Origin of the sequence: Bavariicoccus seileri WCC 4188 (genome assembly GCF_000421665.1) — a bacterium.
GTDB lineage: Bacteria > Bacillota > Bacilli > Lactobacillales > Aerococcaceae > Bavariicoccus > Bavariicoccus seileri.
Genome location: NZ_ATXL01000020.1, coordinates 1 through 21978 on the forward strand (window position 1 = coordinate 1; position 21978 = coordinate 21978).

Here is a 21978-nt window from a genome sequence, read left to right on the forward strand (position 1 = left end):
ACCTGAATAATTCATAGAATTTCTGAAACTCTATTAAAAGCTTATTAACGCACGGTTCTTCTTTTCTTTTACCGCACCCTTTGGGTGTACAAAAAGAACCCCAATCTGCTATGGTTAAAGTGTCTAAACTAAACCAAGAAAGGGGTTCTCTCAATGGCTACATTACAGGAAAAACACGTAAAATTCAACTCTAAAATGGTGGTGTCAAACACCGGTGGTAATCTTTCGTCAGATGCCGGTCTCATCTTGGTGAAGGAATTCATGAATTCGCTTGGATTTTATTCGTTCGCGAAGCAATTCCTCCACTTCAATGAGGACCGTATTTATTGGACTCATGACAACATCTCCCTGCTCGAACAGCTGCTCTTCCAGTTGATTGCCGGATATTCCGCAGATTCATCCGCCAATCTCTTGAAGGAAGATCCCATTTTTCGGTTGGTTTTGGATAAGGAAGCCATCGCCTTCCTGGCCTCGCTATCCCGCTTCTGGGACCGGATCAGCGAGGAGAACATTGCACAGTTCCAGGAACTGAACCAAGCCATGCTGGACAAGGTCCGCATGGAACGGAACAATACCCAAATGATCATCGATTTAGATTCCACACATTCGGATACGTTCGGGAATCAAGAAAAGACTGAGCACAATGCCCATTACGGCACACAGGGCTATCATCCGTTGGTAGCCTTCGATGGCCTTACGGGAGACTTTCTGAAAGCAGAACTTCGTTCTGGAAATGTGTATACGTCAAAAGGTGTAAAAGATTTTCTGGCACCGATGCTCACACATTACCGTCAAGTCCTTCCCTGCACTGATATTTTGGTCCGGGGAGACAGCGGCTTTGCGACGCCCGAGGTCTATGATACGTGTGAATCCAACGAAAGTTTCTATGTCATCCGCCTGAAATCAAATAAAGTCGTGGAAAAACTAGCGGAAACCTTTGTCCTGGTTGGGGACGACCATCCCTGGGAGGAAAGGGAAGTCCACTACTATTCCGCGTTCTATCAAGCCAATAGCTGGTCCCAAAAACGTCGAATCTGTATCAAATCGACTCGGGAATCGAATCAGCTGGTGTTCAGTCACGAGTACGTGGTCACTAATTTTCACGAGGAACTATCCGCGAAAACCATCTTCCAGATTCACCATAAACGCGGCACCATGGAGAACTTCATCAAGGAAGCAAAAAATGGGTTCTATTTCGACAAGACGGATAGCTCAAGCTTCTTGGAAAATCATGCACGGATGATGGTAAGCCTGTTGGCTTACAACCTGGTCAACTTCATGAAGACCATATGTCTACCTGAAAAGGAAGCGACATTCCAAGTCGACACATTGCGGCTCCGCCTGTTCAAGGTCGCGGGTAATTTAGTCCGCAGTGGCCGTAGATTGCTTTTACGGATGAGCTCCTCCCATGTCTATCAAGACTTGTTTTATCAGTTACTGGACAAAATCCAGCAACTCAGTTGGCAAGTGTAAAATAGCAATCAGCTTTTAAAAAGACATGGAATCACTAAGGGATTCGTGCGCCCAAAAACAGCTCCAGATTCCCTATCTTCGTTAAAAAAACAAAAGGAAATCTGTTTTCGCAAGTACAAACCGGTTGAAAAAAGAAAATTCAACTCAAATCGATGTATAAACGTTATTTTCCCAAAAAAATTAGATCTATGAATTATTCAGGTTTATGTATGCCGGTAAAGAAGTAACATTTACTTTTCGCTTTTGGGGAATTATCGAAGCAGCACTTGATAAATTACCCAATGGGAAAGTTATCAAAAGATATGAAGATGACAGTGTAATTATTGAAGCCACCGCTTACGATACTGGAGTCATTATGTGGTTACTCAGTCAAGGGAAGAATGTGCAAGTCCTCTCTCCTCCGTATTTTGTGGAAAAAATAAAACTAGAAATCGAATCCATGCAAAAAAGGTACACGACGTAAATCGTCCTGTACCTTTTGATTTTTCATACTCTTTGTTTAGCCTTGCTCCACTAAATGATACAGATTAACCAGGATACTCGTATCATCCCCACCTGCATTTCCAATCCAAAAATCCCATTAAATCAATCTCAATCCCCAAAATTAATACAAAAAAACCGCATCATTTATGATACGGTTCCCCATGATTGATCCACCTTACTTGGTGAATTCACTCTACCAACAATAACATCATTCACCTATTATTCTAACTTGTTTTTATTCAGAGACAATAATTCTCCAATTTCCATCATTTTGTAATTCCAATTCATACTGAAAGTAATTCGTTACTTTTGATAGAGTATCAAGGTATTTTACATCAACTCTCACTTGAATACTTTTTTCATTTTGTGTATAAATTGGATTCACTAATTCCACAAATTTAAGATTCGAATTGATTGGTCGCATAACATCATTTTCTACATAATACTCAAGTTCTTTTTCTGATGCAGTTGGGTAAAGTTTAAAGAATGTCTCCAAGAACTCAGTGATTTCTTCCGTTGTTTTGGCATCAATTTTTGAATCACTTTCTACTTGTCTTACTTCATGCTCTGCCTTTTCTGGCTTTCCAATCATAGTAGGCAAGCTCGTCACTATATGATTTTCTTTTTCATCTTCAAAAATCGTCACTCGATATGCAGAAGAAGCCTGTTGTGTCTTTTTCTCTTCTGTAATCTTCTGATTCACTAAAAAAGAAACGACAAATTCCTCTGAACTCTTCTCAACATCTAGAATTTTTACGGATTGAACTTCGGAACTAGTGGGAATATCCGCTCGAACCATATCTTGACTTAAAGTCAGCCCCTCCTCTGTAAGATACTGCCCAAGATTATCCATTCTCTTTTCAATGACTTCTTTGTTATTCTTCCATGAAAAATACTCTTTCGCAAAATCCATCGTAAAGTTCTCAACCCCAGAAGTATTCACTATTTTTTCTTTCACAACTACTTTCTCATGAGTCGTGTGCTGATCAATCGCTGTGAAATTTTTGTATATCCCAAAAGCGAGACTACAAAACAATAAAAACCAAAGGACAAGCACCATTTTTCGATGCTTGCCCACTGTAATTACTCGTTCTTTCTTCTTTTTCGGAGTCTTTTCCTTTTGATTCCTTTCAATTTTTATCTTCATTATTTTTCCTCTTTTCTCTTATTTGTATCGGCCAGCTCCAATAAGATGCTGCTGCCAATAGAGTTCGGTAAGATTCGTCCAGCCCACTGGATCTCCCGCATGAAACATCCGATTCTCTCCTGTATAAATGCCCACATGAGTCACGTAAGTACCAGCATCATAAGTTGAGTGAAAGAAAATTAAATCTCCTGGCTTGGCATCTTTTAGGTCAATATGAGTCATGGCATCGTACTGATTTTGTGCCACCCGGGGAAGTTTCAGACCAACTTTGGCGTAACACCATTGAGTTAAGCCACTACAATCAAAACCAGTTTCCGGACTCGAACCACCAAATACATAAGCCGTTCCTTCATACTTAAACGCTTCGTCAAAAATCCCTTGGACGGTTTTATCATCAAACTGTGTCGTGGTTAGGTACTGCTTCACTAATAAGCAATAAAACATATTGCCATAGTTATAACGCCACCCACCATTTTCCTTAATCGCGATTGGGTTGGGGTAATCAACTTTCTGACCACCTGATTTTTCCTTTGAAAAAGATTCTGCCAAAGAAAAACTATGATTCTTCCCGTTTTTCGCGACATGATCCAAATACCCACCGCCATAGTTATAGGCCTGAATGATACTATCTTGATCACACCCTAGCTCCTTGGAACGCTTGACCAAAGACGCAAAATAGAGACATCCCTGTTTGATGGATGCCTCGGTACTTAATGAATTCGGTGGCAACCCGGCTGACTCCGAACTCTGCATAACATCTTCCATTGTGCCACCAGATTCCACTTGAATAATCGCCAAAAGAATCGGGACATATTCTGAGATGTTTGATTCTTTGGCATACTTTTCCACCATTGCACGGTGTTTCAAAACGTCTTCTGAGACACTACTTCCCCCAGGAGAAGCACCTGAACTTCCACTTCCTTCACTGTCTTCACCAAACAACAAACCCACACACATCAAGATGCCCATAAAAGAAATCGTCAGGATTGCCAACGAGATTGTACTCAATTTTTTAATGGTCATTTAGACTCACCCGGCCTTGATTTCGAACGATAACGCACCCTTTTTTGTACCTTTCGACTACCCGCTTTTGCAAGAATGGATCGCTTCTTCGCCTGTTGGATAGGAGTCACTTTTCTTACTGGTTGATTGTTTTCTTTCGTACTCAATTTTTGATTTGAGAGTCTTCGTTTGATTTCAGGATACGAATTCATTTTTACAATTCGATTGGCTGGTACATTCTTTGGTATCTTACTTTTCTGATATTTGGATTCCTCTTTTATCGGAACATTGGTCCTACCTTTTCTATGACGATTTGCTGAATTTCCCAATACTTTTCGCTTTTCAGCCATTTTCGCATCTCTTCGTTGTCGTTGTTTTTCTCGCAATTCCGCTCGATTCGCTTTTTCTTGGACAAGTCCACGCTTGAATTCTTCTGGTGCTTTTTTCGTCTTTTCGATTTCTTTATGCAGATTGTATTTCAAATTAGTTGGTGTATTCCTTACTTGATCCTTTACTTGTTGTGCTTTGTCTTTTACCATTGATTGGGTATCTAGTACCTTGCCGATTTTTCTTCCAGTCAAATTCATTCGAGATTGTTTCTTATTTTTTGAGTTTGGATTTTCCTTATTCGGGTCAGATATTACCTCTTTATTGTTAGATAATGATGGATTCTTTCGTGGAGAAAAACCAGGAGACTTCAATCTGGATTTTGATTGATCTTTTGCTAGTTTTCCGCCAACTGCTGCACCACCACCAAAAGCCAATGTTCGCCCCACATTTCGATTAAGTTGCCGTAACTTTCGATTCATTAACATTTGAGGTTTTCGCATGACGCGCCTCCCCATTGACTGGCTATCATTACTTTGGAGGTTGAACATACTCATAATGTCCCCTAATTTGAAATAGATTCCAGCAAAAGTCACAATTTGCAGAAAGGCCACCATAAAGAATGGATAGGTGGCTGAAATATTGAAAAACATGGTAGAAATACTAAATGCAGTCGTAATCACCAACGTGACGCCGGCTCGCATCATAATCGTATTGAACAAACGAATAATCGCCTTTTTTCCCAAACTTTCATAAGTTGGCAACATCGACAATAAAAAGCTAATAGGTAGAAACATCGCAAAGATAATGAAGAGAATTTGTGAAAACAACATAATCCCGGTCAGGAGAAAAACAAAGAAAGAAATGCCAATGTTGAACAACACCAAAAAGACCACGGTCCCTAATCGGTTCATGGTCTTGGTGATACTTAGATTCGCATTGTCGTTTTCTTCAATCTCCGCTTTGACTGCCTCTTCTCGATCCTTTCCTTTATTTTCATCTGGACTGACAGATAAAATCTTATTGACTCGCTCCTCCCCAATTTCTTCTATATTGGAGTCATCAAACTGTAATAAGAGCCAAGGTTGTTGAACTTGAATGGAAAACAGACTATCTCGGATTAAATCCACACTATCTTTTCCTTGGCTTTCCGAATTGGGGACCACAATCTCGGTACCTAAACTAAGGGCGGCTTCACTAACATCCGAACTAAAGTCATTGATTTTCGTGATATAGGTAGGTGCATAAGCAATAAATGATCCTGCTAGTAGAAAAATCGCTACAAAATTGATGACTGCTCGCACTGCTTTCGTAGTTTCTCGTTTTAATAATCCGGTATACGTCACATAAGCTCCTAATGTCAAAACCATCAATAACAGAAACCCAAAATAGAACCCAGAAGTTTGAAGACCATTTTCGTTTATACCAGCTAGTGTTTGGATATTCTTCCCAATACTTTCTGCCGTATCCGAAATGAAATCTAACTTGTAGGCTTCTTGAACTACATAACCCGTAGCATTCGACAAGTACAAATTAACGGTCCAGATAAAATTGGTAATGGCATATAGACCATACATCACACTCTTTCCCAAGCCATCCCCCCAATTCCAAGGTAACCAATCCCAGGAACTATCGACAAAGAAATCTAATTGGTAGTTGTTTAGAGAATATTGGGAATAAAGATTTCCGGCTTTCACTGTATCATCAACAAGTCCTGTTGCCTCCGCCACCGTCCCGATTAAGCTCAAAAGAATGATAAGAGAAAATAGACTAACCAAAACAATTCCCACAATCCGAAAAAGTTTCTTTTTCATCCCCTCACTCCATTCTCTCTTGAACAGATGGACGGGTATCAAAGGCATGGAAGAGTTCTTCAAAGACCGGGTGAACTTGAACCACACCGACTCGGCCGTACAAGTCTTGCATTAAGCATTGGCCATTTTCAAAATTCGTAGACGTTTTTGGTTGCTCTCATCTTCTTGATCCAATCCAAAGAATTCCAAGGTTTTCTTGATTTCATGAATATCGGTACTGCGAAAAGCAAACTTCAATCCGATATTATTTTTCAAGCGTTCATCCAGTAGGTCATCACTATTTTGAGTGACAAAATAAACACCAGCATTCATGGCCCGACCAGCACGAACGAGCTTATTAGAAAGTGTCTTTCCTTGCGCCACTTGAAGAAAACTCCACGCCTCATCCAAGTCCACAATCTTGAAGATTTCTCTGTTACTATGGATAAAGTCCAAGGCAAAAGTGGAAATGACAATTAGCATGGAAACACTAAGCAACTCCATGGTGGTGTATTCTTCAAAAGTCGTTTCCGCATCCGGTAAAACCAGATCCGCTACTTGAATGATATTCAACTGTTTATCTAAACTAATTGATTGGGTAATTGAACCGTCTGAGAAAAGTAAATGGGCAAAATCATAATCGGTAAAAGACTCGATATGATCGGCGATATTTTCCGCAATTGGCGAATCCTCTTTACGCAATTCAACGATTACTTGTAATAATCCTCGTTGCTCACTTTGAGTAACCGTTCGAATGGCTTTGCGTAAAACGGGGAACTTCTCGCCATCTCGACTAGAAATTCCTGTTAAAAAAGTCAGGATATCAATCGCTAAACTTTCTGAGTCTTTCTTTTTCTTCATAATCACATAGGGATCAAGTAAACCTTGATTTTCTGGCTTACTAGTTAAGTTGAGAATATTGATTTCATCCGCAATTTCTGGCAAGGTTTCTTTCCAGCCACCGCGTTCTCCCTTTGGATCGACAATTACAGCTTGCCCACCAAAAAGGACGGCATAATAGACTAAGAGATTATTACTAAAGGATTTACCTCCACCGAGAGAACCAAGGAACGCAGCAGCTAGCGCATTGGTAACTGAACCCTTTACCCCCTGTGAAGCCAATGCCGGTTTCAGGTAGACATTTCGCCCTGTATCTACGTTGTAACCAAAGTAAATCCCTTCTAACTCGCCTAACATCTGTGTAGCTCCAAATCCAAGTCCAGCGAGAAAATCAGAGGTAACATACTGAATATAGTCATTTATATAGCGTTTGCTTGAAGGTAGGAATTCTTCATGTAATCCCATCATATCGCCAAAGGGCCGAACTAGTTTTACATTGGTGTCATCATAAAAATCTAAGACTTCATCACAGCGACGTTTTAATTCATCCACGGATTCCGCACTCACTCGAACTACATAACTTAATTTGTACATAGATTCTTTCGACTGATCCAGGGTTGTTTCCAATTCATCTACAGAATCCAAGGCATCCAAGATATTGGAGTTGGTTTCATTGTCAGATTGATAGGCATGATTGTCTAAGTCTTTCAGTTCCTTTTTCTTATTGCGAACGGTGGTTAATGCCTTTTTATTGGTCACAATCTCTACATTCATTGAAGTATCAATTGGAAAAGTAAATTGTTGCTGCTGGTAATAAAACAGTTCCGAGGAAGGAAACTCCATCTCGCCCACAATCGTATTGATTGTCAGATAAGCCACATAAGATTCATGTTTTTCGTGTTCCATACGTAAGTACCGAGGCTTTTCTTCAATCAAGCACCGACTAGGACGCAGCAGGTCATAACGTTTCACCAGCGTTTCTGATTTCATCTTTTTCTTTGGTAACTGAAATTCATATTCCTCAAATGGGGTTCCTTTTTCGCCATAGATATGTTCAATCAAATACGTCAAATCGCTAGGTGTCACCCGTCTGACTTTAAATCTGCGCGCTAATTTACTTTCCATTAATTTTTCAATCTTGGAGTATCGGCGAATTTCTTCATTGCATAAGGAAACGAAATCACCCATCAGATGATGATTCACTCCATAGAGAAATTCTTGAAAGCCGGAGAAGAAAGATTTCTTGAGATTCTTTAGATTGACTTCTTCATCTGTGGAAATCAGTTTGAATCCAATAAAAAAGCGATAATCAATCTGACTATCGCCAATCATAGACACCAAAGCATCCGTCTGCAAATCAATTCGTTGTAACGCTATTTCTTTAAGTCTACCGGTAATTTCCTTCTTCGATCGTTCTTGTGTGGCACGAATACTACTTTCTGTGGCGATTTGTAATGCATGGATCTTACCTTCACGATTCTGGGCAATTAATTGACGAAAGTTATCGTGTACTTGATACTTCTGTTCAGATGACAAAAGGGAGTAATTGTAAGGTACTAGTTCATAATAGGCAAAACATTCCCCCTCTTGATTAAAGACGAGATTATTTTCGATATACTTAATCGGGTACATAGTTCACACTCCTCACTAAGGTAATGGGCTCGTCCCATCGTTTCTTCTGTTCCTTGACTTTCTTTCCTGCAAACGTAACCTTAAACCGCAAGTGATAACTGATAAAGGAGCGTAAAAATCCCAATGGTTTCTTGCCGTCAAAGGTCTTTTGCGACATAAACCACGTAACCGCCACCGGTATGCCCAAGTATTTTAAAAATGCCCCCTCTATCATAGATAGTGGAGGCACATGGGCAAATACAATGACAAACAACAGGGATAAAACAAACCAAGTCATCTGGTTAAAAGTCACAGGAAAAGGCAGCTGAAAGTCATTGATCGCATAAATGACTTTTTCAACTGCCCAGATACTGGTATAGCTTTTTATTTTTTTCATATTTCACCTCTCATTATTTAATTATTTCCTCAGATGCTTAGGTAACATTTGATTCAGCTCTTCTTCTGCAAAATATTGTTCCTCTTCATTTTTAAGCGCTTTTTGAGCTTTAGAGTAACTTTTTGAACTTGTTTTCGGTGCAATTTTATAAATTTCGCTTGTTTTTTCTTGTAAATCATCCCTTTTTTCCATAATTTGCTGATTATTTAGTATAGGTAAATCAGTTAATAGAGAAATATATTGTTCTCTGATTAGCCACAGCTCGTTCGATATGTTTTGATGAGACGCTATTTCTTCTTTCAAATCAAAGTCTTTAAAAAAGATATTAATAGCTAATAAAAACGTCGAAACAAGCCCTGCAAGAACTTTATAAGGTGTCCCGTTGTCAGCGAAAATACTACCTATAAACCCTCCAGTTGAAATTGCAGACAATGTAATCTGAATATACTTGATTATAGTGTTTGTTTTCTTAATTCTATCTACTTCTTTATTATGTGTTGTGTAAGTATAAACTAGCCTTCCATATGCTTCTTTGATTTGTACTTCTAAATTTTGTTTATGATGGGAATTTGGATCCATAGATATCCCTCCATTTACTTTTCGCTGACAAAGGCATATTACTTTCCTCATAATCGATAGCTACCAAAGCCAATTCATATGATTGTTTTGCTTTCATCTGGAAATTTTTCAATTTGTAAACACGTCGATTACTTCCGGGAGCATACCAGAATTCAATAGTAGTACTCAGATTTTTTAAATACTCAAAAAAATCACGGCTCATAAAATCATAATAAAGGTAAGATTTATCTCGAAAAGTCCAATCCTTTATGAATTTATATGCAAGTGTATCAATTAGTATCCCACTTATCGGCACTGAATTCTTATCCTTCCAAGCTCGAGCCATACGGCATAATCTTTTCAAATTTTTATTTGTTAATCTATTTAATTCATTCATTGCGGCTATTTCTTCTCTTGGATAAGTTACTTTCCAAGATCCGCCAGAATTTGAATCTGGATAAGTATAGCTTGAATTATCAGTATTTTGAAATGCCGGCACAATCTCAAAGCTCACTCCATCTTTAAAATCAATACCAATTACTTGACCATCAGCTTTAACGTGAGAAGTTGAATATGTTTGTTTGAGACTAGCCTTGACTTCCTGTAATAACACAGATTGACCATTACCAATATATTTACTATACTGATGATATTTTTCAACCGGTAATCGCACAATTATATCAATATCACTTACGTGTATTGCAGTTCCTCGTCCATACGATCCAACATATAAACTGTGTAAAGAATCAGAACTACTATTCCAGAAGTCAGAGTTTATTCTTTTGGTTATTTGCTTATAACGATATTGGACATTTGAAACTGTTGTTTCTGACATCCTTAAGTTATTGCAAAAAGATGAAAAATTTTCACTTACTCCCATTTAAAACTTTCCTCCCGAAAATTTTTTTAATATTACTTCCACAAAAAATGAATGTAGTTATCTCCAACTACATTATTAATGTTGGTATAGCTTCCCATTGGTTTTGAGAAACTTCGTGCATTACTGTCACAAGATTGATTTTATTACCGTCTTTTGATTCTCCTATAATTTCAAATGGAAAACCTGGAACCGTAGCTTCTGAAACAGAAATCCCCCACCCACATGCATTAATACCATTGTTTAGCGATATCTCTGGGAAAAATCTAACATTGCTCATTCCATTTTGTTTCATTCGAACCTCTACTTGATCATGAGTATTCACCAATACAATAATAAAACTAGATTTTGGTTCCATATAGTATTTTGCGTTAATCGCTATCTCCAATTTACTATCATTATTCCTGCAAACAGCTTCTAGGTTATGAAACTCAGCATTTTGAGGTTGAAAATTATTAGTACCTTGAACAACATCTACCATTTGCTTTAAAGCTACTTCAAGACCATTAGAAAAAAGATCTATATACAGGGTTTGAAGCAAAATTGTTGGCATAATTGATCCGTCTAGACGTACTGGAATTATTTTCACATCGTCTTGCGCAGATTTCATTACTGCATTCTGCCACTCCATGGATACCATTTTACTTTCCAAACTATTTTTTGATACAAAAAAGAAGAAAAAATGACACTTATCCAACCCATTATTCATCTGGTTAATAATCCCATCACCTGGTTGAATTGACCATGAATCATAAAAAATATTTTCTTGCCCAAACGTATCCCTTAACCTAATCGCTAATGGTTCCACAATCGGCTTATCCTTTGAATTATGTGAAAGAAAAATCACCTTGATCCCTCCTAAAAATCTTAAGTAGTATAATTATACTACTTAAGATTCAGGATATCGAGTTTACATAGGATATTCAAAAACTCCACGACTCGTAACCAAATAATTCCCTCCAATCTCCAAGTCTCGACCACACGCATCAAAATCAATATACGTCTTCAAGTGTTCTGGGACTTCGCCAAAATCACCTGACTCGGTAATTAGATAATACGCCACATCACTCATATCATTACAATCCGGATAACAAATAATATCATCCACATGCTCTACCATTTCTTCAAAGGAATTGAAAAAAGCTTGTTGGATCTCTGAAGCAACTTCTCCAATCGGCGTTCCTTCTAGAACTTCCGCTAAGCCGCACAACCGATTAATCTCTTCAATTGGCATATATTCATCAATCTCAAAAGGTAGCTCATAATCATGGATTGCATATTCTTCATATTCGTCATTTAATCCAATCCGTTCTTTCATTACATCAAAATCGACAGGTGGGGTAAACCACGCCCCCACCAACTCACCTTCGTTATATTTCCCAAGATTCGCAATATAAACGCGCATCTGTTCCATAGTGATCCCCCTTAAGCACCGACAATTCGGTTAAACAAATTGAGTAAGACATCTTTCACACCAGAAGCATTGAAGACCAACCCTACCGCAATCAAGGCAATCACCAAAAAGCCAATCAGTTTGGAAAACTCACGCTTAAATCCTAAAAATAAACCAATGACCACAATTGCTAGTAAGACTAAAGATTGCGCATTGGTTAAAAACCATTGATATAAATTTTGTCCGAAATTCATCTCGTCACTTTCCTTTCTTTTCCATTGATCGGTCCGCCGCTGCACTTGCATTCATCAAGCACATCACCGTAACACCAAGCATGCTGCCACCAAATACCAATAAAATATCTTTTACAATTCCCATCGCAATTCCTCTTTTCATATAATCAAATTTTCGATTGTCATACTTTGTTGTTCCAAAATCTTTTTATGCCGGTCTGAGAGTCGCGCATTATTTACCATATCCAGAATATACGTTGTCTGATTCAAACGATCCAACTCCTCGGCCATCTTCCACGTAGGTGCAACTTGTCGTCCAAGCCAATTTAAGGTTCGTTCAATGGTGTACGGTTTCGGTTCAGATGTTAATTGAATCTCTTTACGATTTCGTCCAATAAAACGTCCCCACTGTTCATTCAAGGGCCAGTTGGTTCGCCGTTTTCCTTCCACTTTATCGGCAAATCGCAAATAACGATTAATAATGGAGAACGTGGTTCCCTCAATGCTACGACCTTTTAACAAATCTTGAATCGCATGATAGGCACGATCATTTTTCAGTCGAATCTCAAAACGATTTTTCGTTTCGGTCTGGTCTAATGAAATCCCTAACTTGATATACTGCTCATAATCCTTCTCGTACAAACAGAAATAAACCTCACTCTTAAGGCTCCCAATATACAAGGTATTGCCCATGCCATCTTTTTCATCTGCTTTTAAAAGCTCCCCGGAACGATAGCTTTTAAAGGTACGGAATAGGGAAATACATTCTTCCTTCTGACATTTTTTCGTTAGCTCAGGAATATCCAACAAGCCAACTCGATCATTGATTGCTAAATCCAAGCGTTTCATTACGCCACCGGCCTTTAGACAATCTTCAAAAAAGTCGTACCAGCTACGCTTTTGAGCGAGTAAAAAAGTTTCAAACTGCCGGCAACCACGACCCTTTAATTCCATAAGAACACCTTTATCTTCTTCATGTGACAACATCACCACAATGTCTCCCATGACATATTGTTCTTGATAGGAGTAAAAGGCGTAATCTTCATGAAGCATATACTCAAATTTCAAATGGAGAATTTCTTGAATGATTTTCCGCGCGTCCGTTGTAGGAAAGCGAATCCTTACGTAGTCAAACAGTAACGTCAAAGGTAATTCGGGATTGAAGCTTTCCAGTTGGTCGAAAATTTTTCTCAGGGTCTTTGCGGATGGTGTCACACCACCGTTTTCTATCTGATTTAAATAGGGACGACTAAGCCCGCAAGCCGTAGCCAATTTATTTTGCGAAACGCCATATTCGTTCCTTCGGTCTTTTAATACCCGATAATCTAAATTCCGTTGTGCCAAATTCTCACCTCCAAATTCAAGGTGTTAACTTTTTCAAATGAGTTAACACCTGTCCAAATTGCTTATTATCCTTGATATAACAACTATTCTTAATTGTTACTTGCTTATTTTTTGTGTTTTTGTACCCCCCTGTTAGATACGGGGGGTGAGACATCATGGCCGGCTGGCGCCGTCCATGAATAGGCACAGCACCACGGAGGATTTCTGCTTCGCAAATCCCCCGTGGTCAGCGCCTATCAGTAGTTTATCTGGCTGTTACTCCGCGGTGATGCCCTCAATTTCCAACTCAGCCTTTATCTCAAACAAGTATTGGCGGATATCCGGTTCTTTGGCAAGGTCCGCAATTCGTTCCAATTCACTGATGACTTGATTCAACTCAATCCGAGCATCTGTTTCCTCGTTCATTACATAAGGATCATCAGGGACATTCACCCCATTTTTTCGAATATCGAAATTGAGCCGGTACAGTTCTTCTTCCAATTCCGGATCTGACTGAATCTTGCCAATCACCCAGTATATTTCCCCAATCAACTCATCATAAATCATCTGTTTTTACCTCCTTTAGTCTTCTGGCAATATCAAAAATGACCGGAACTGTCACAGAGTTTTCGGTCTGTTTATACAATTGACTATCTGAATTGACTTGAGAAGCCCGGTCAAAAGCCCAGTCCGGAAAGCCCTGAAGACGCCAGCACTCTCTAGGTGTTAGCTTTCGAATTTGATACTGGTCCGTGACAACCGCTTGTTGGTCTCCTGTTAGTAAGGTATGCACGCTTTGTTTTCCCAGACGGCCTCGACGACTTTTGGAATTAGGAAAAGCCAGGTTCACACTGTCCCCTGGCTTCACCTCTTCATATTCTGTTTTATTTTTTCGAATCATAATCTTCGTTCCACCTTGTTTCGTTGACAAGGTGGGAGCTGTTCCGGTTACGTCATAAACCCGATTTCCTTGTTCAAAATTTCCCGGCAACATACCCGCTACAGAAATCCCATCCTTTACCGGTAAGGCAATTTTGATTCCTTCATCACCGGTTAAGGTTGGCGCTACATCATCTGAACCATAGACTTGGCCACCCATCCCTCGGTTGGAAGGATTAATATTTACCAAGTTTCTGATGTTTTGATCAGATGTTGAAGACGATCCAATGATAGGAAATACTTGTTCGGTACATGCGTCTCGAGAATGTCCGATAAGGTAGACCCGCTCACGGCTTTGGGGAACGTAGGCCTTTGAGTTAAGCACCTGCCATTCCACATCATACCCCAATCCATCCAGCGTTCGGAGGATCGTCTCGAACGTAGCCCCTCCTTCGTGATTGAGCAATCCCCGGACGTTCTCAAGGAATAAAAACTTAGGTCGGAGAAGAGCGGCGAACCGAGCGATTTCAAAGAATAGAGTACCTCGAGTATCGGAAAATCCTTGCCGCTTTCCCGCAATTGAAAAAGCTTGGCACGGAAATCCACCGCAAAGGATGTCCACTGGTCCGAGAGATTGAATAAACTCGTCTGATACACTTGTGATGTCATGCATTTCCACCTCCTTACTTGTATCATGAATTGCCTTATATCTCCGCCGAGCAAATTCATCAATTTCACAAAAGCCGATACAGTGGTGGCCCGCTTGTTCCATACCTAAACGAAAGCCACCAATCCCGGCGAATAAATCTAAAAATGTCATAAATCACCTCATTCATTGCAAAGAAAAAAGCCAAGAACATTTTTGCTCTTGGCTTCTAAAACTATTTTCATTTCAAATTTATTTTTCTTTATCCAAACCAATCAATTCCCGTTGTTTTCGATTGGATTCATCTGCTACAAATTTAAAGACTGTCTTCAGCTCTTTCGCAGAGGCATTCTTTTGTAGTGTAGAAAAGTTACGGTTATACTTCTCCATAATTTCCTCAACTTTTTCTTTCTCAGTCATGTAGCTCTTCCTCCAATCTTTCTTTCGTATAACTGATCGGTAATGCTAACTCAACATTATCAATGTCCATTAGAAAATCAGAAATCGTATTTTGAAAGTCCTTCACTAAGATATTGATGGTTACTTTCTCTTGAAATTGCTTTTTCACCTGCATCAAATTTTTTCTTGATTGGAAAAAAGCATTGATAAAACGTTCTTTAGGAACAAAACGGCCTTCAACTTCTTCTCGCTTTTTGGTAAAATCCCAAGCAATAAATGGATCTTGATAAACATAATAGACAAGCACATTATAATTCTTTTTGAGTGCCCGTTCAATATTTTGGTTTACCTTAGAGGTCGCAAAAGTCCCATCAAGAATAAAACTATAGCCCTTTTTAAGAACTAAATCGAGAGCCGCATCTACCAAAAGAGCTGATCCTCGTTGAAATTCATCTGAATTATTCCCAACATAGCCTGGAAATAATACTCGAAACTTATCAACATCGATTACACAAAGATTATTATTCAATGCCGTCAAAGTTTGTGCAGCCTCAGTCTTTCCAGCCCCAGGACTTCCGGCCATAAAAATGGCAGTCTTTTCCTCTTCTTTTTCTTTCCCATCAACAATAGAAGAAACCAATACCTTCTTGTTCTCCTTGGCATATTGTAAAGAATAATCCTCTGTCATTTTTATTGCACCTCCTGACGCTTTCATCCTTAGTTTATCATACTTACAACCTGATAAACTAGGATGATAAATTTTCCTGTCTCTGTCATTTATCTTTTGGTTGTACTATTTGACTGATGCCTTTCAAAAAATCATACCCTTTTGGAACCAGCGGCGTATAAAATTCACTAATCACACTCCCGCCTGTATCCACATAGCCTCGACCTTTAATGCGCTTCATAAAGAAATTTTTATCAACTTCACCAAACATCATGGAATATCCCAATTCACTCATCCTTCCCAAAGCCACACGGAAGTTAAATTGATCCCGAATCCCATCTCCTAAATATTTCGCATCCGGTCTTTGACAAGCTAAAATCAGAAAGAAACCAGACTGACGACCTAGCATGACAATTTGTTTAAGTTTATTCAAAATCACCGCACTTTCCTTCGTCGTTAACATCTCCATATAAGCCACATATTCATCAAAGATTAAAAAATTGGGCGGAAGTCCAAGATACGCATAATTCTCTCCTGTTTTGTAGTTAGGCATTTCTTTCATTGCCTTGCTACGAGCCATCATACGTTCGTAAAAATCTTCCACACAAGCAGAAATTTCTTCCTTTTGAGAATAAACTTTAGGCATCACTGTACTTAAATCGGCTAGGTCCGCATTTTTGGGATCAAGAACAAAAAGTTCGACATCAGATTTCAGTAAAGCCTCGATGATGGTGAGTAAAAAGTAAGTTTTCCCACCACCAGTGCCACCGGCGATTAACATATGAGGTAAAGAATCATACGCCCATACTTGATTTTTCATTAATCGCAAAGCCCCATTTTTTGCCACTACCTCCTCAATTCCAATTCGATTGGCAATCATATCGTAAAGCAAGGTATATTCCACATAAGAATCCTTGAGTTCCTTTTCTACGAGCTCACAATATAGCCCACTCTCCAACTTCTTTTCCAACTTTAAAAGCTGATCCTGATACTTTCCTAATGATATTTGGACACGAATGGAAAGCAAACCGTTCTTCATACGGTAATAGATTTTGGGAAAGTAACTGATAGTTTCTCTGGTTCGATTACTATTCAAATCTTTGAAAAAGCCTTCACTCTGAGTTTGTTTTACTTCATACCAATGATTTTCCAAAATCATCCGAGCTAACTTCTGTCGATGCCACAGACTCCGCCAGTGATCATGAAAGAAGTGCATATAAAGTAACAACATGCTCCCAGACAAAGCTAAACTCCCAAGCAGACAGATTAAATCTCTCATAGACCAAGAGATTTCAACAGTGGAAAGGGAAAGATTAGAAAAAGCCAGCTGCCTAATCTCTTGAAAATAGAAGATACCCATCCAGCCAAGGAACAGAGCGATTAGCCAGCCAAGAACAAAGTGATAAATCAAGTGTTGATCGCCTGCTCGTATACGGTGTCCTTTGTACATTCTGATAGTTTCCACCTCCAATTTAAAAAGCCCAAAAGGATTTCATTAGGCCAATTTCAACAAGTTATTCTAGTCATTTATCGCTATTGGAAGTTTGTTGGTTTCAACTAATTGCTTTAAAAAACTTTCAATGGCATCCGGCATTTCCACACCAATCTCTTCTAATACGGATTCGGCTTCCCGACACAAGCGTTCATCTACTTCCACAACAATGAAGAAAGAGCCTTCTTCATCTAACCAATCCAAGACATCGAACTCTTCTTCGTCTGGTTCAAGAAAATCTTGATGCATAATCAGAAATACTTTTTCGTCCACCGTCAGAGCTTTGTTCACTTGTTCTTCGGTTAGCTCACCTTTTCCATATTGTTCCAGACAATCCATCATATGCTCAACATTAATTTCCATAATCTTCACCTATTTCTTCCCTTCATTTTGATTGGCAGGATTTCCTTGATTTTGTGGATGTTTCAGCACCAAATCATCGGCCTTAATGAACCAATTGACGGTGGTTCCTTCTCGGAAAACATAATTGGCAACGGTATCCACAATTGGATTGACCAACTCTACCTCTGCATCATAGGGAAACTCGCGTAAGGGTACATTTGCCGGGATACTGACTTGGATCATTCGACCTTGGACTGAAGATTTCAAATTATAGGTCCTTTCTTTTACCTCATTACTAACCGTCCCATCCTCATTTTGTTTCCGTACTTCACGGCGTAATGCGGAAAACCGCAACTTGCCAAACGTTAATCCTGAATCTACGACAATACCTTCTGTTAATCTCATTTTTTTCCTCCTATGCTTTCACTAAATCATCAACATACAACACGTAATCGGTAAATCCTCGGTTTTCAATTTCATAACCCTTGGCAACCAAGTGGGGATTGACAGCTTTCAATGGTTGGTCTTGATCAAAATCCTTTTCCCCGGCTTCCGCTACGACCACCACTTCAATATCATCAGCGCGTTGCTTACTGGAGAATAAATGGTAACTCCGACCAATCACGGTAGTATTTCGGCCATATCCTTCTGTTAAAACTTCGCCTTCTCCACCATAAGTCAATTTCCCAAAAGTTTCGGCCATATCTGGCACAACAAATTTCAACTCCATATTCTTTTCCTCTTTTCATTTTTAGTTTTGGATACAAAAATAGCTCGACCACTTTTTTTGGAGGCGGTCGCGCATATTGGTTCATACGATTTACTTGTTTCATCTCATCACCTTAATTTCGGCGATTCCAGAAATAATAGCCAGCAGTCGCAAAAATCAAGGTAAAACCAATGAATAGTAGAACATTGGAATTTTTCTCCCCAGTTTGAGGGAATGTCTTCACTGTGGGACTAGGTTCTTGAGTGTCACTTGGAACAGTTGGTGTTTCTGGTTGTTCTGGCATAGTTGGTGTGGTTGGAATTTCTTTTGGTGTTAAGGTTTGAGATTTTTCTTTTAGATCTTCATTGTGTTTTCCATTGATATTGCCATCTTTGTCATAATTGATTTCTTTAAAGGTAAAACTTGTACCTTCAGGATATTTACTTGTGTCCACTTTTTCCGCAAGTACCGTTTTGGTGAATTCTTTATCATTCACTTCATAATCAATCTTGCCAGATTTCCAAATTTCTTTATTCGTACCATCCGGTAATAAAGCATAGAGAATGGTTTCGAAGGCCTCTTTTGATCCATCTAGCACATCATGGGTAATGGTCACATCATCAAACATATCCATCACATCACCGTGAGTGAAAGTTTGTGAACCGTCTTCTAGGTGCGCCTTTGTTTGAATCGAAACATGACGTTCCACAGTACAATTTACAGTTTGCGCTTGATTGTTCAAGCTAGCGTCTTTCGCTACTGGATTATCGCCTGCTTCAAAAGCTCTCTTGCTTTCATACACATAGTTGAATAAGACGATGGTTTTATCCAAGACTTGTTCAGTCGTCAATTTATGGAGAATTTCCCAGGTTCCCGTTTTCTCTTTGTTCGCCAATGTTGCGGTTGTTTCCGCAAGTACGACTGGTTTCGCTTTTTCATCTTTTTCTTGAGCTGCCTTGGTGGCTTCCACGTCAATCGATTGAGCTACGATATACCAATCTTCTTTGATTTCATGCAAGTTGTAGCTCAATTTATCGACTAGCTCAGTAGAATCAAGAGTAGTTAATTCCTTGTTACCTCCTTTCCAAGTCGCAAGAGAAGTTAAGCTATCTTCTTCCTCTGGCAAATCATAAAGCATCAGACGATTCAAGCTGACTGAGAAATTCTTATTAGTTAGCTTCTCATATGGAACTGTTACTGTTTTAATCGGTTGTTTTTGCCCTTTTTCGGTAATGGTAAAGACATACTCGCTCTTAGCATAGTCTTCTTTATTTTCTTTGAAAGTAGAACGGATTTCTAGCGGTGTAATCTTTTGGAATCCTTCTGGTGCTTCTACTTCTTCTAGTAAATAATCACCATAAGGAAAATTTTCAAATTTGCCATAGCCATCAACCCCTAGTTGATCATTGTAGGCTGTGGTCTCTTCATCTTCAGCACCTGTGATTTCATTGGTTCCTTCCAATGGCGACACTTTAAACGTTAAGTCGTTAAAACCAGTTTCAGTTGTTCCCGCTGCTGATCCGGCAAATTTAAAGAAATCAAAGCCGAAACGAATTACTTGTTCCTTGGCAGTAACGTCAAGCTTGATTACTACGTTTTTTGCGGTATCATCAACTTTTTTGATGGAAACAGGGTATTTTGTTTCATCCAAAGTATAGCCTTCTGGCGCTTTTGTTTCTTGCCAGTAATACTCATTAATGGCTAAATGCTTCACAGCAACCTGGTTTTTTTCGTCTAATGCCAAAGTCACGGTTTCATCAGAAGCTTTCGTGCCCTTCACTAATTCTGGTTTGAAAGTCTCATTCCATTTGACCGCTTGACCATCTTTTGCAGTAAAGAGAGTATATTCAGCTCCTGTAAACTCAGCTTTCCCTTGAGTTTTATCCCCAGTATCTTTGTCTTCTTTCGTCAAAGTGGTTTCACCAGTAATTTCTTGATTTTGGCCTTTTACGTTACTGGTAACAAGCGCCACGGTTTGATTGGCATACTTCAATTCAACTTTTACTGGTTTGAAAGTATTCACGAAACTATTAGATGCTTTGGTTTCTGTCACATAATAGGTTCCTAATTCCAACGCATTAGCAATCTCTTTTGCTGTTTCTGCATGACCTTTTTCGTCAGTCGTGATTTCTTTAACGATTTCACCAGTTGGGCTATCTTTTCGGATAGCAAACGTATTTCCAGCTAGTGAGTAATTCTCATTCCAAAGATCAGTCCCGGTTTCAACTCCGGTTTTATCCAAAATGATTTGACCTTTTTCCCGAGTGTTTTTTGAAGTCACGGAAATGGTCTCCCCAGCTTTTATAGTGGCAGTCATGGGTGTGGTATCAATCGTATAAGGAGCTGGTACGGATTTTTCGGTAATCGTTATTTTGGTACCATGAGGAAGCCCATCCAGTGTAGCAATTCCTTCCTTATCCGTAGTCACGTCTTTTTCAGGAAGTACCTTGCCAAAATCTAAATGGAAAACTGTCCCCGGTACAATCTCCCCAGATTCTTTATCAACTTTTTTAATCTTTAACGAACCCTCAGTTTTAACATCAATTTTAACAGTATATGTGTTGGGTTTATCAATTGCCCCGGCCATTAAAGTCTGTTGACCCGCTTTTTTATAAGCTACCGGTGTTCCTGTATTAGCGGATTTCTTTAAGGTTAACACGCCGCTTTCGTTTGAATTGGCATTCGGGGTAATCACTAATTGATTGCCATTCACCCGATAATCAATGTTTGCGGTATTTTCAACAACCTCATCAAACTCCGATAAATTCAAGCCGTTAGCATCTGTCACAGTAGTCGATTGACCTAACACGGTTTTCACTGTGGAATTATGAAAGCTTGGTTTCTTCTGATAGTCCGCAATTGCTTGATTGATTTTTGCCTCAATGGCCGCAATGTTTACTGCACTACCGTCTGAGCGTTTAATTGAGTGTAGTGTATAACCATTGACTTCTTGCCAGATCATCTTTTGGGCAACGACATGTGTATCCACATCTGTACCCGCTTCTTTCCATAAAACCGAAACTAGTTTTGCTTTTTCTGACATATCAGGTAATGGATTTTTCTCATAGCCTGGTGTGAATTCGTTGTAAATCGGCACCCCTGGCTCAATACAGAAAATATCTTGTTTCACACCATTGTAGACAGCATAGTGCGGAACAGTGAATTCTGACATGGGACGACCATCACTAAACGTCCCTTCGACAGCATATTGGTGAGCCAAATCCAATTCAACTGTCACTATTTGTGCATGCGTGATTTCCTCTGCAAAAGCAATCGTTGGGCCAAGTGATCCACCGATTGTTTGGCATAAAAGACCAAGTGTCGCGAGCAAGCGCCAATTCTTAAATCTTGGCTTTTTCATAAAATAAATCTCCTTTCGTTTTTGGG

Annotated in this window: 22 protein-coding genes and 1 pseudogene; 2 read left to right on the top strand and 21 right to left on the bottom strand. The window is 39.3% G+C overall.

What is annotated here, in order from left to right:
- The first annotated feature begins 153 nt into the window (after positions 1 to 153).
- Positions 154 to 1473, top strand: coding sequence for an IS1380 family transposase (locus H541_RS0105605; RefSeq protein ID WP_022796352.1), 1320 nt, complete (start codon positions 154 to 156; stop codon positions 1471 to 1473).
- Positions 1474 to 1678: 205 nt separating this feature from the next.
- A complete protein-coding gene (locus H541_RS0105610) occupies positions 1679 to 1936 on the top strand; it encodes a WYL domain-containing protein (RefSeq protein ID WP_022796353.1) in 258 nt (85 codons plus the stop codon).
- A 255-nt stretch (positions 1937 to 2191) separates the two neighbouring features.
- Here H541_RS0105610 and H541_RS0105615 read toward each other — a convergent pair whose 3' ends face one another.
- From H541_RS0105615 to fss3, 21 genes and pseudogenes are all read right to left on the bottom strand, one after another.
- On the bottom strand, positions 2192 to 3103 hold the full coding sequence (locus tag H541_RS0105615; RefSeq protein ID WP_022796354.1) for a conjugal transfer protein: 912 nt from the start codon (positions 3101 to 3103) through the stop codon (positions 2192 to 2194).
- Between the two features lie 18 nt (positions 3104 to 3121).
- On the bottom strand, positions 3122 to 4126 hold the full coding sequence (locus tag H541_RS0105620; protein ID WP_022796355.1) for a bifunctional lytic transglycosylase/C40 family peptidase: 1005 nt from the start codon (positions 4124 to 4126) through the stop codon (positions 3122 to 3124).
- Complete coding sequence (locus H541_RS0105625) at positions 4123 to 6246, bottom strand: FUSC family protein (protein WP_022796356.1); 2124 nt, start codon at positions 6244 to 6246, stop codon at positions 4123 to 4125. The genes H541_RS0105620 and H541_RS0105625 overlap by 4 nt, the downstream gene beginning before the upstream one ends.
- Before the next feature lie 4 nt (positions 6247 to 6250).
- Positions 6251 to 8697: pseudogene (gene tcpF / locus H541_RS12520) on the bottom strand (conjugal transfer ATPase TcpF).
- Positions 8684 to 9073: a conjugal transfer protein gene (locus H541_RS0105635; RefSeq protein WP_022796357.1), complete on the bottom strand. Its 390-nt coding sequence runs from the start codon at positions 9071 to 9073 to the stop codon at positions 8684 to 8686. Before H541_RS0105635 ends, tcpF begins: the two are co-directional and overlap by 14 nt.
- A 21-nt stretch (positions 9074 to 9094) precedes the next feature.
- The gene (locus H541_RS0105640) at positions 9095 to 9652 is read right to left on the bottom strand and encodes an SLATT domain-containing protein (protein WP_022796358.1); all 558 of its coding nucleotides are present in this window, start codon (positions 9650 to 9652) and stop codon (positions 9095 to 9097) included.
- Positions 9630 to 10511, bottom strand: coding sequence for an SMODS domain-containing nucleotidyltransferase (locus H541_RS0105645; protein ID WP_022796359.1), 882 nt, complete (start codon positions 10509 to 10511; stop codon positions 9630 to 9632). The genes H541_RS0105640 and H541_RS0105645 overlap by 23 nt, the downstream gene beginning before the upstream one ends.
- A gap of 67 nt (positions 10512 to 10578) precedes the next feature.
- Positions 10579 to 11355, bottom strand: coding sequence for a toll/interleukin-1 receptor domain-containing protein (locus H541_RS0105650; protein ID WP_022796360.1), 777 nt, complete (start codon positions 11353 to 11355; stop codon positions 10579 to 10581).
- A 63-nt stretch (positions 11356 to 11418) separates the two neighbouring features.
- Complete coding sequence (locus H541_RS0105655; protein ID WP_022796361.1) at positions 11419 to 11922, bottom strand: antirestriction protein ArdA; 504 nt, start codon at positions 11920 to 11922, stop codon at positions 11419 to 11421.
- 11 nt (positions 11923 to 11933) lie between these two features.
- On the bottom strand, positions 11934 to 12155 hold the full coding sequence (locus tag H541_RS0105660; protein WP_002298822.1) for a hypothetical protein: 222 nt from the start codon (positions 12153 to 12155) through the stop codon (positions 11934 to 11936).
- A gap of 4 nt (positions 12156 to 12159) precedes the next feature.
- On the bottom strand, positions 12160 to 12297 hold the full coding sequence (locus H541_RS12950; RefSeq protein WP_142973673.1) for a DUF3789 domain-containing protein: 138 nt from the start codon (positions 12295 to 12297) through the stop codon (positions 12160 to 12162).
- A complete protein-coding gene (mobT, locus tag H541_RS0105670) occupies positions 12294 to 13478 on the bottom strand; it encodes a MobT family relaxase (protein WP_022796363.1) in 1185 nt (394 codons plus the stop codon). Before mobT ends, H541_RS12950 begins: the two co-directional genes overlap by 4 nt.
- A 255-nt stretch (positions 13479 to 13733) precedes the next feature.
- Positions 13734 to 14024 (bottom strand): hypothetical protein, encoded by a 291-nt coding sequence (locus H541_RS0105675; protein WP_022796364.1) that lies wholly within the window; start codon positions 14022 to 14024, stop codon positions 13734 to 13736.
- Entirely contained in the window at positions 14014 to 15156 is a 1143-nt protein-coding gene (dcm, locus tag H541_RS0105680; RefSeq protein WP_022796365.1) for a DNA (cytosine-5-)-methyltransferase, read from the bottom strand. Before dcm ends, H541_RS0105675 begins: the two co-directional genes overlap by 11 nt.
- 78 nt (positions 15157 to 15234) lie before the next feature.
- Entirely contained in the window at positions 15235 to 15402 is a 168-nt protein-coding gene (locus tag H541_RS13195; protein ID WP_002298811.1) for a hypothetical protein, read from the bottom strand.
- Complete coding sequence (locus H541_RS0105690) at positions 15395 to 16069, bottom strand: zeta toxin family protein (protein ID WP_022796366.1); 675 nt, start codon at positions 16067 to 16069, stop codon at positions 15395 to 15397. Before H541_RS0105690 ends, H541_RS13195 begins: the two co-directional genes overlap by 8 nt.
- Positions 16070 to 16154: 85 nt before the next feature.
- Positions 16155 to 17498 carry an FtsK/SpoIIIE domain-containing protein gene (locus H541_RS0105695; RefSeq protein WP_022796367.1) on the bottom strand — a complete coding sequence of 448 codons (1344 nt, stop codon included), beginning with the start codon at positions 17496 to 17498 and terminating at the stop codon, positions 16155 to 16157.
- Between the two features lie 69 nt (positions 17499 to 17567).
- The gene (locus tag H541_RS0105700; protein WP_033420809.1) at positions 17568 to 17903 is read right to left on the bottom strand and encodes a type II toxin-antitoxin system RelB/DinJ family antitoxin; all 336 of its coding nucleotides are present in this window, start codon (positions 17901 to 17903) and stop codon (positions 17568 to 17570) included.
- A gap of 9 nt (positions 17904 to 17912) precedes the next feature.
- Complete coding sequence (locus H541_RS0105705; RefSeq protein WP_022796369.1) at positions 17913 to 18287, bottom strand: YdcP family protein; 375 nt, start codon at positions 18285 to 18287, stop codon at positions 17913 to 17915.
- Positions 18288 to 18297: 10 nt separating this feature from the next.
- Positions 18298 to 18612 carry a YdcP family protein gene (locus H541_RS0105710; RefSeq protein ID WP_026501651.1) on the bottom strand — a complete coding sequence of 105 codons (315 nt, stop codon included), beginning with the start codon at positions 18610 to 18612 and terminating at the stop codon, positions 18298 to 18300.
- 112 nt (positions 18613 to 18724) lie between these two features.
- The gene (gene fss3, locus H541_RS0105715) at positions 18725 to 21952 is read right to left on the bottom strand and encodes a fibrinogen-binding MSCRAMM adhesin Fss3 (protein WP_022796370.1); all 3228 of its coding nucleotides are present in this window, start codon (positions 21950 to 21952) and stop codon (positions 18725 to 18727) included.
- Positions 21953 to 21978: the final 26 nt, after the last annotated feature.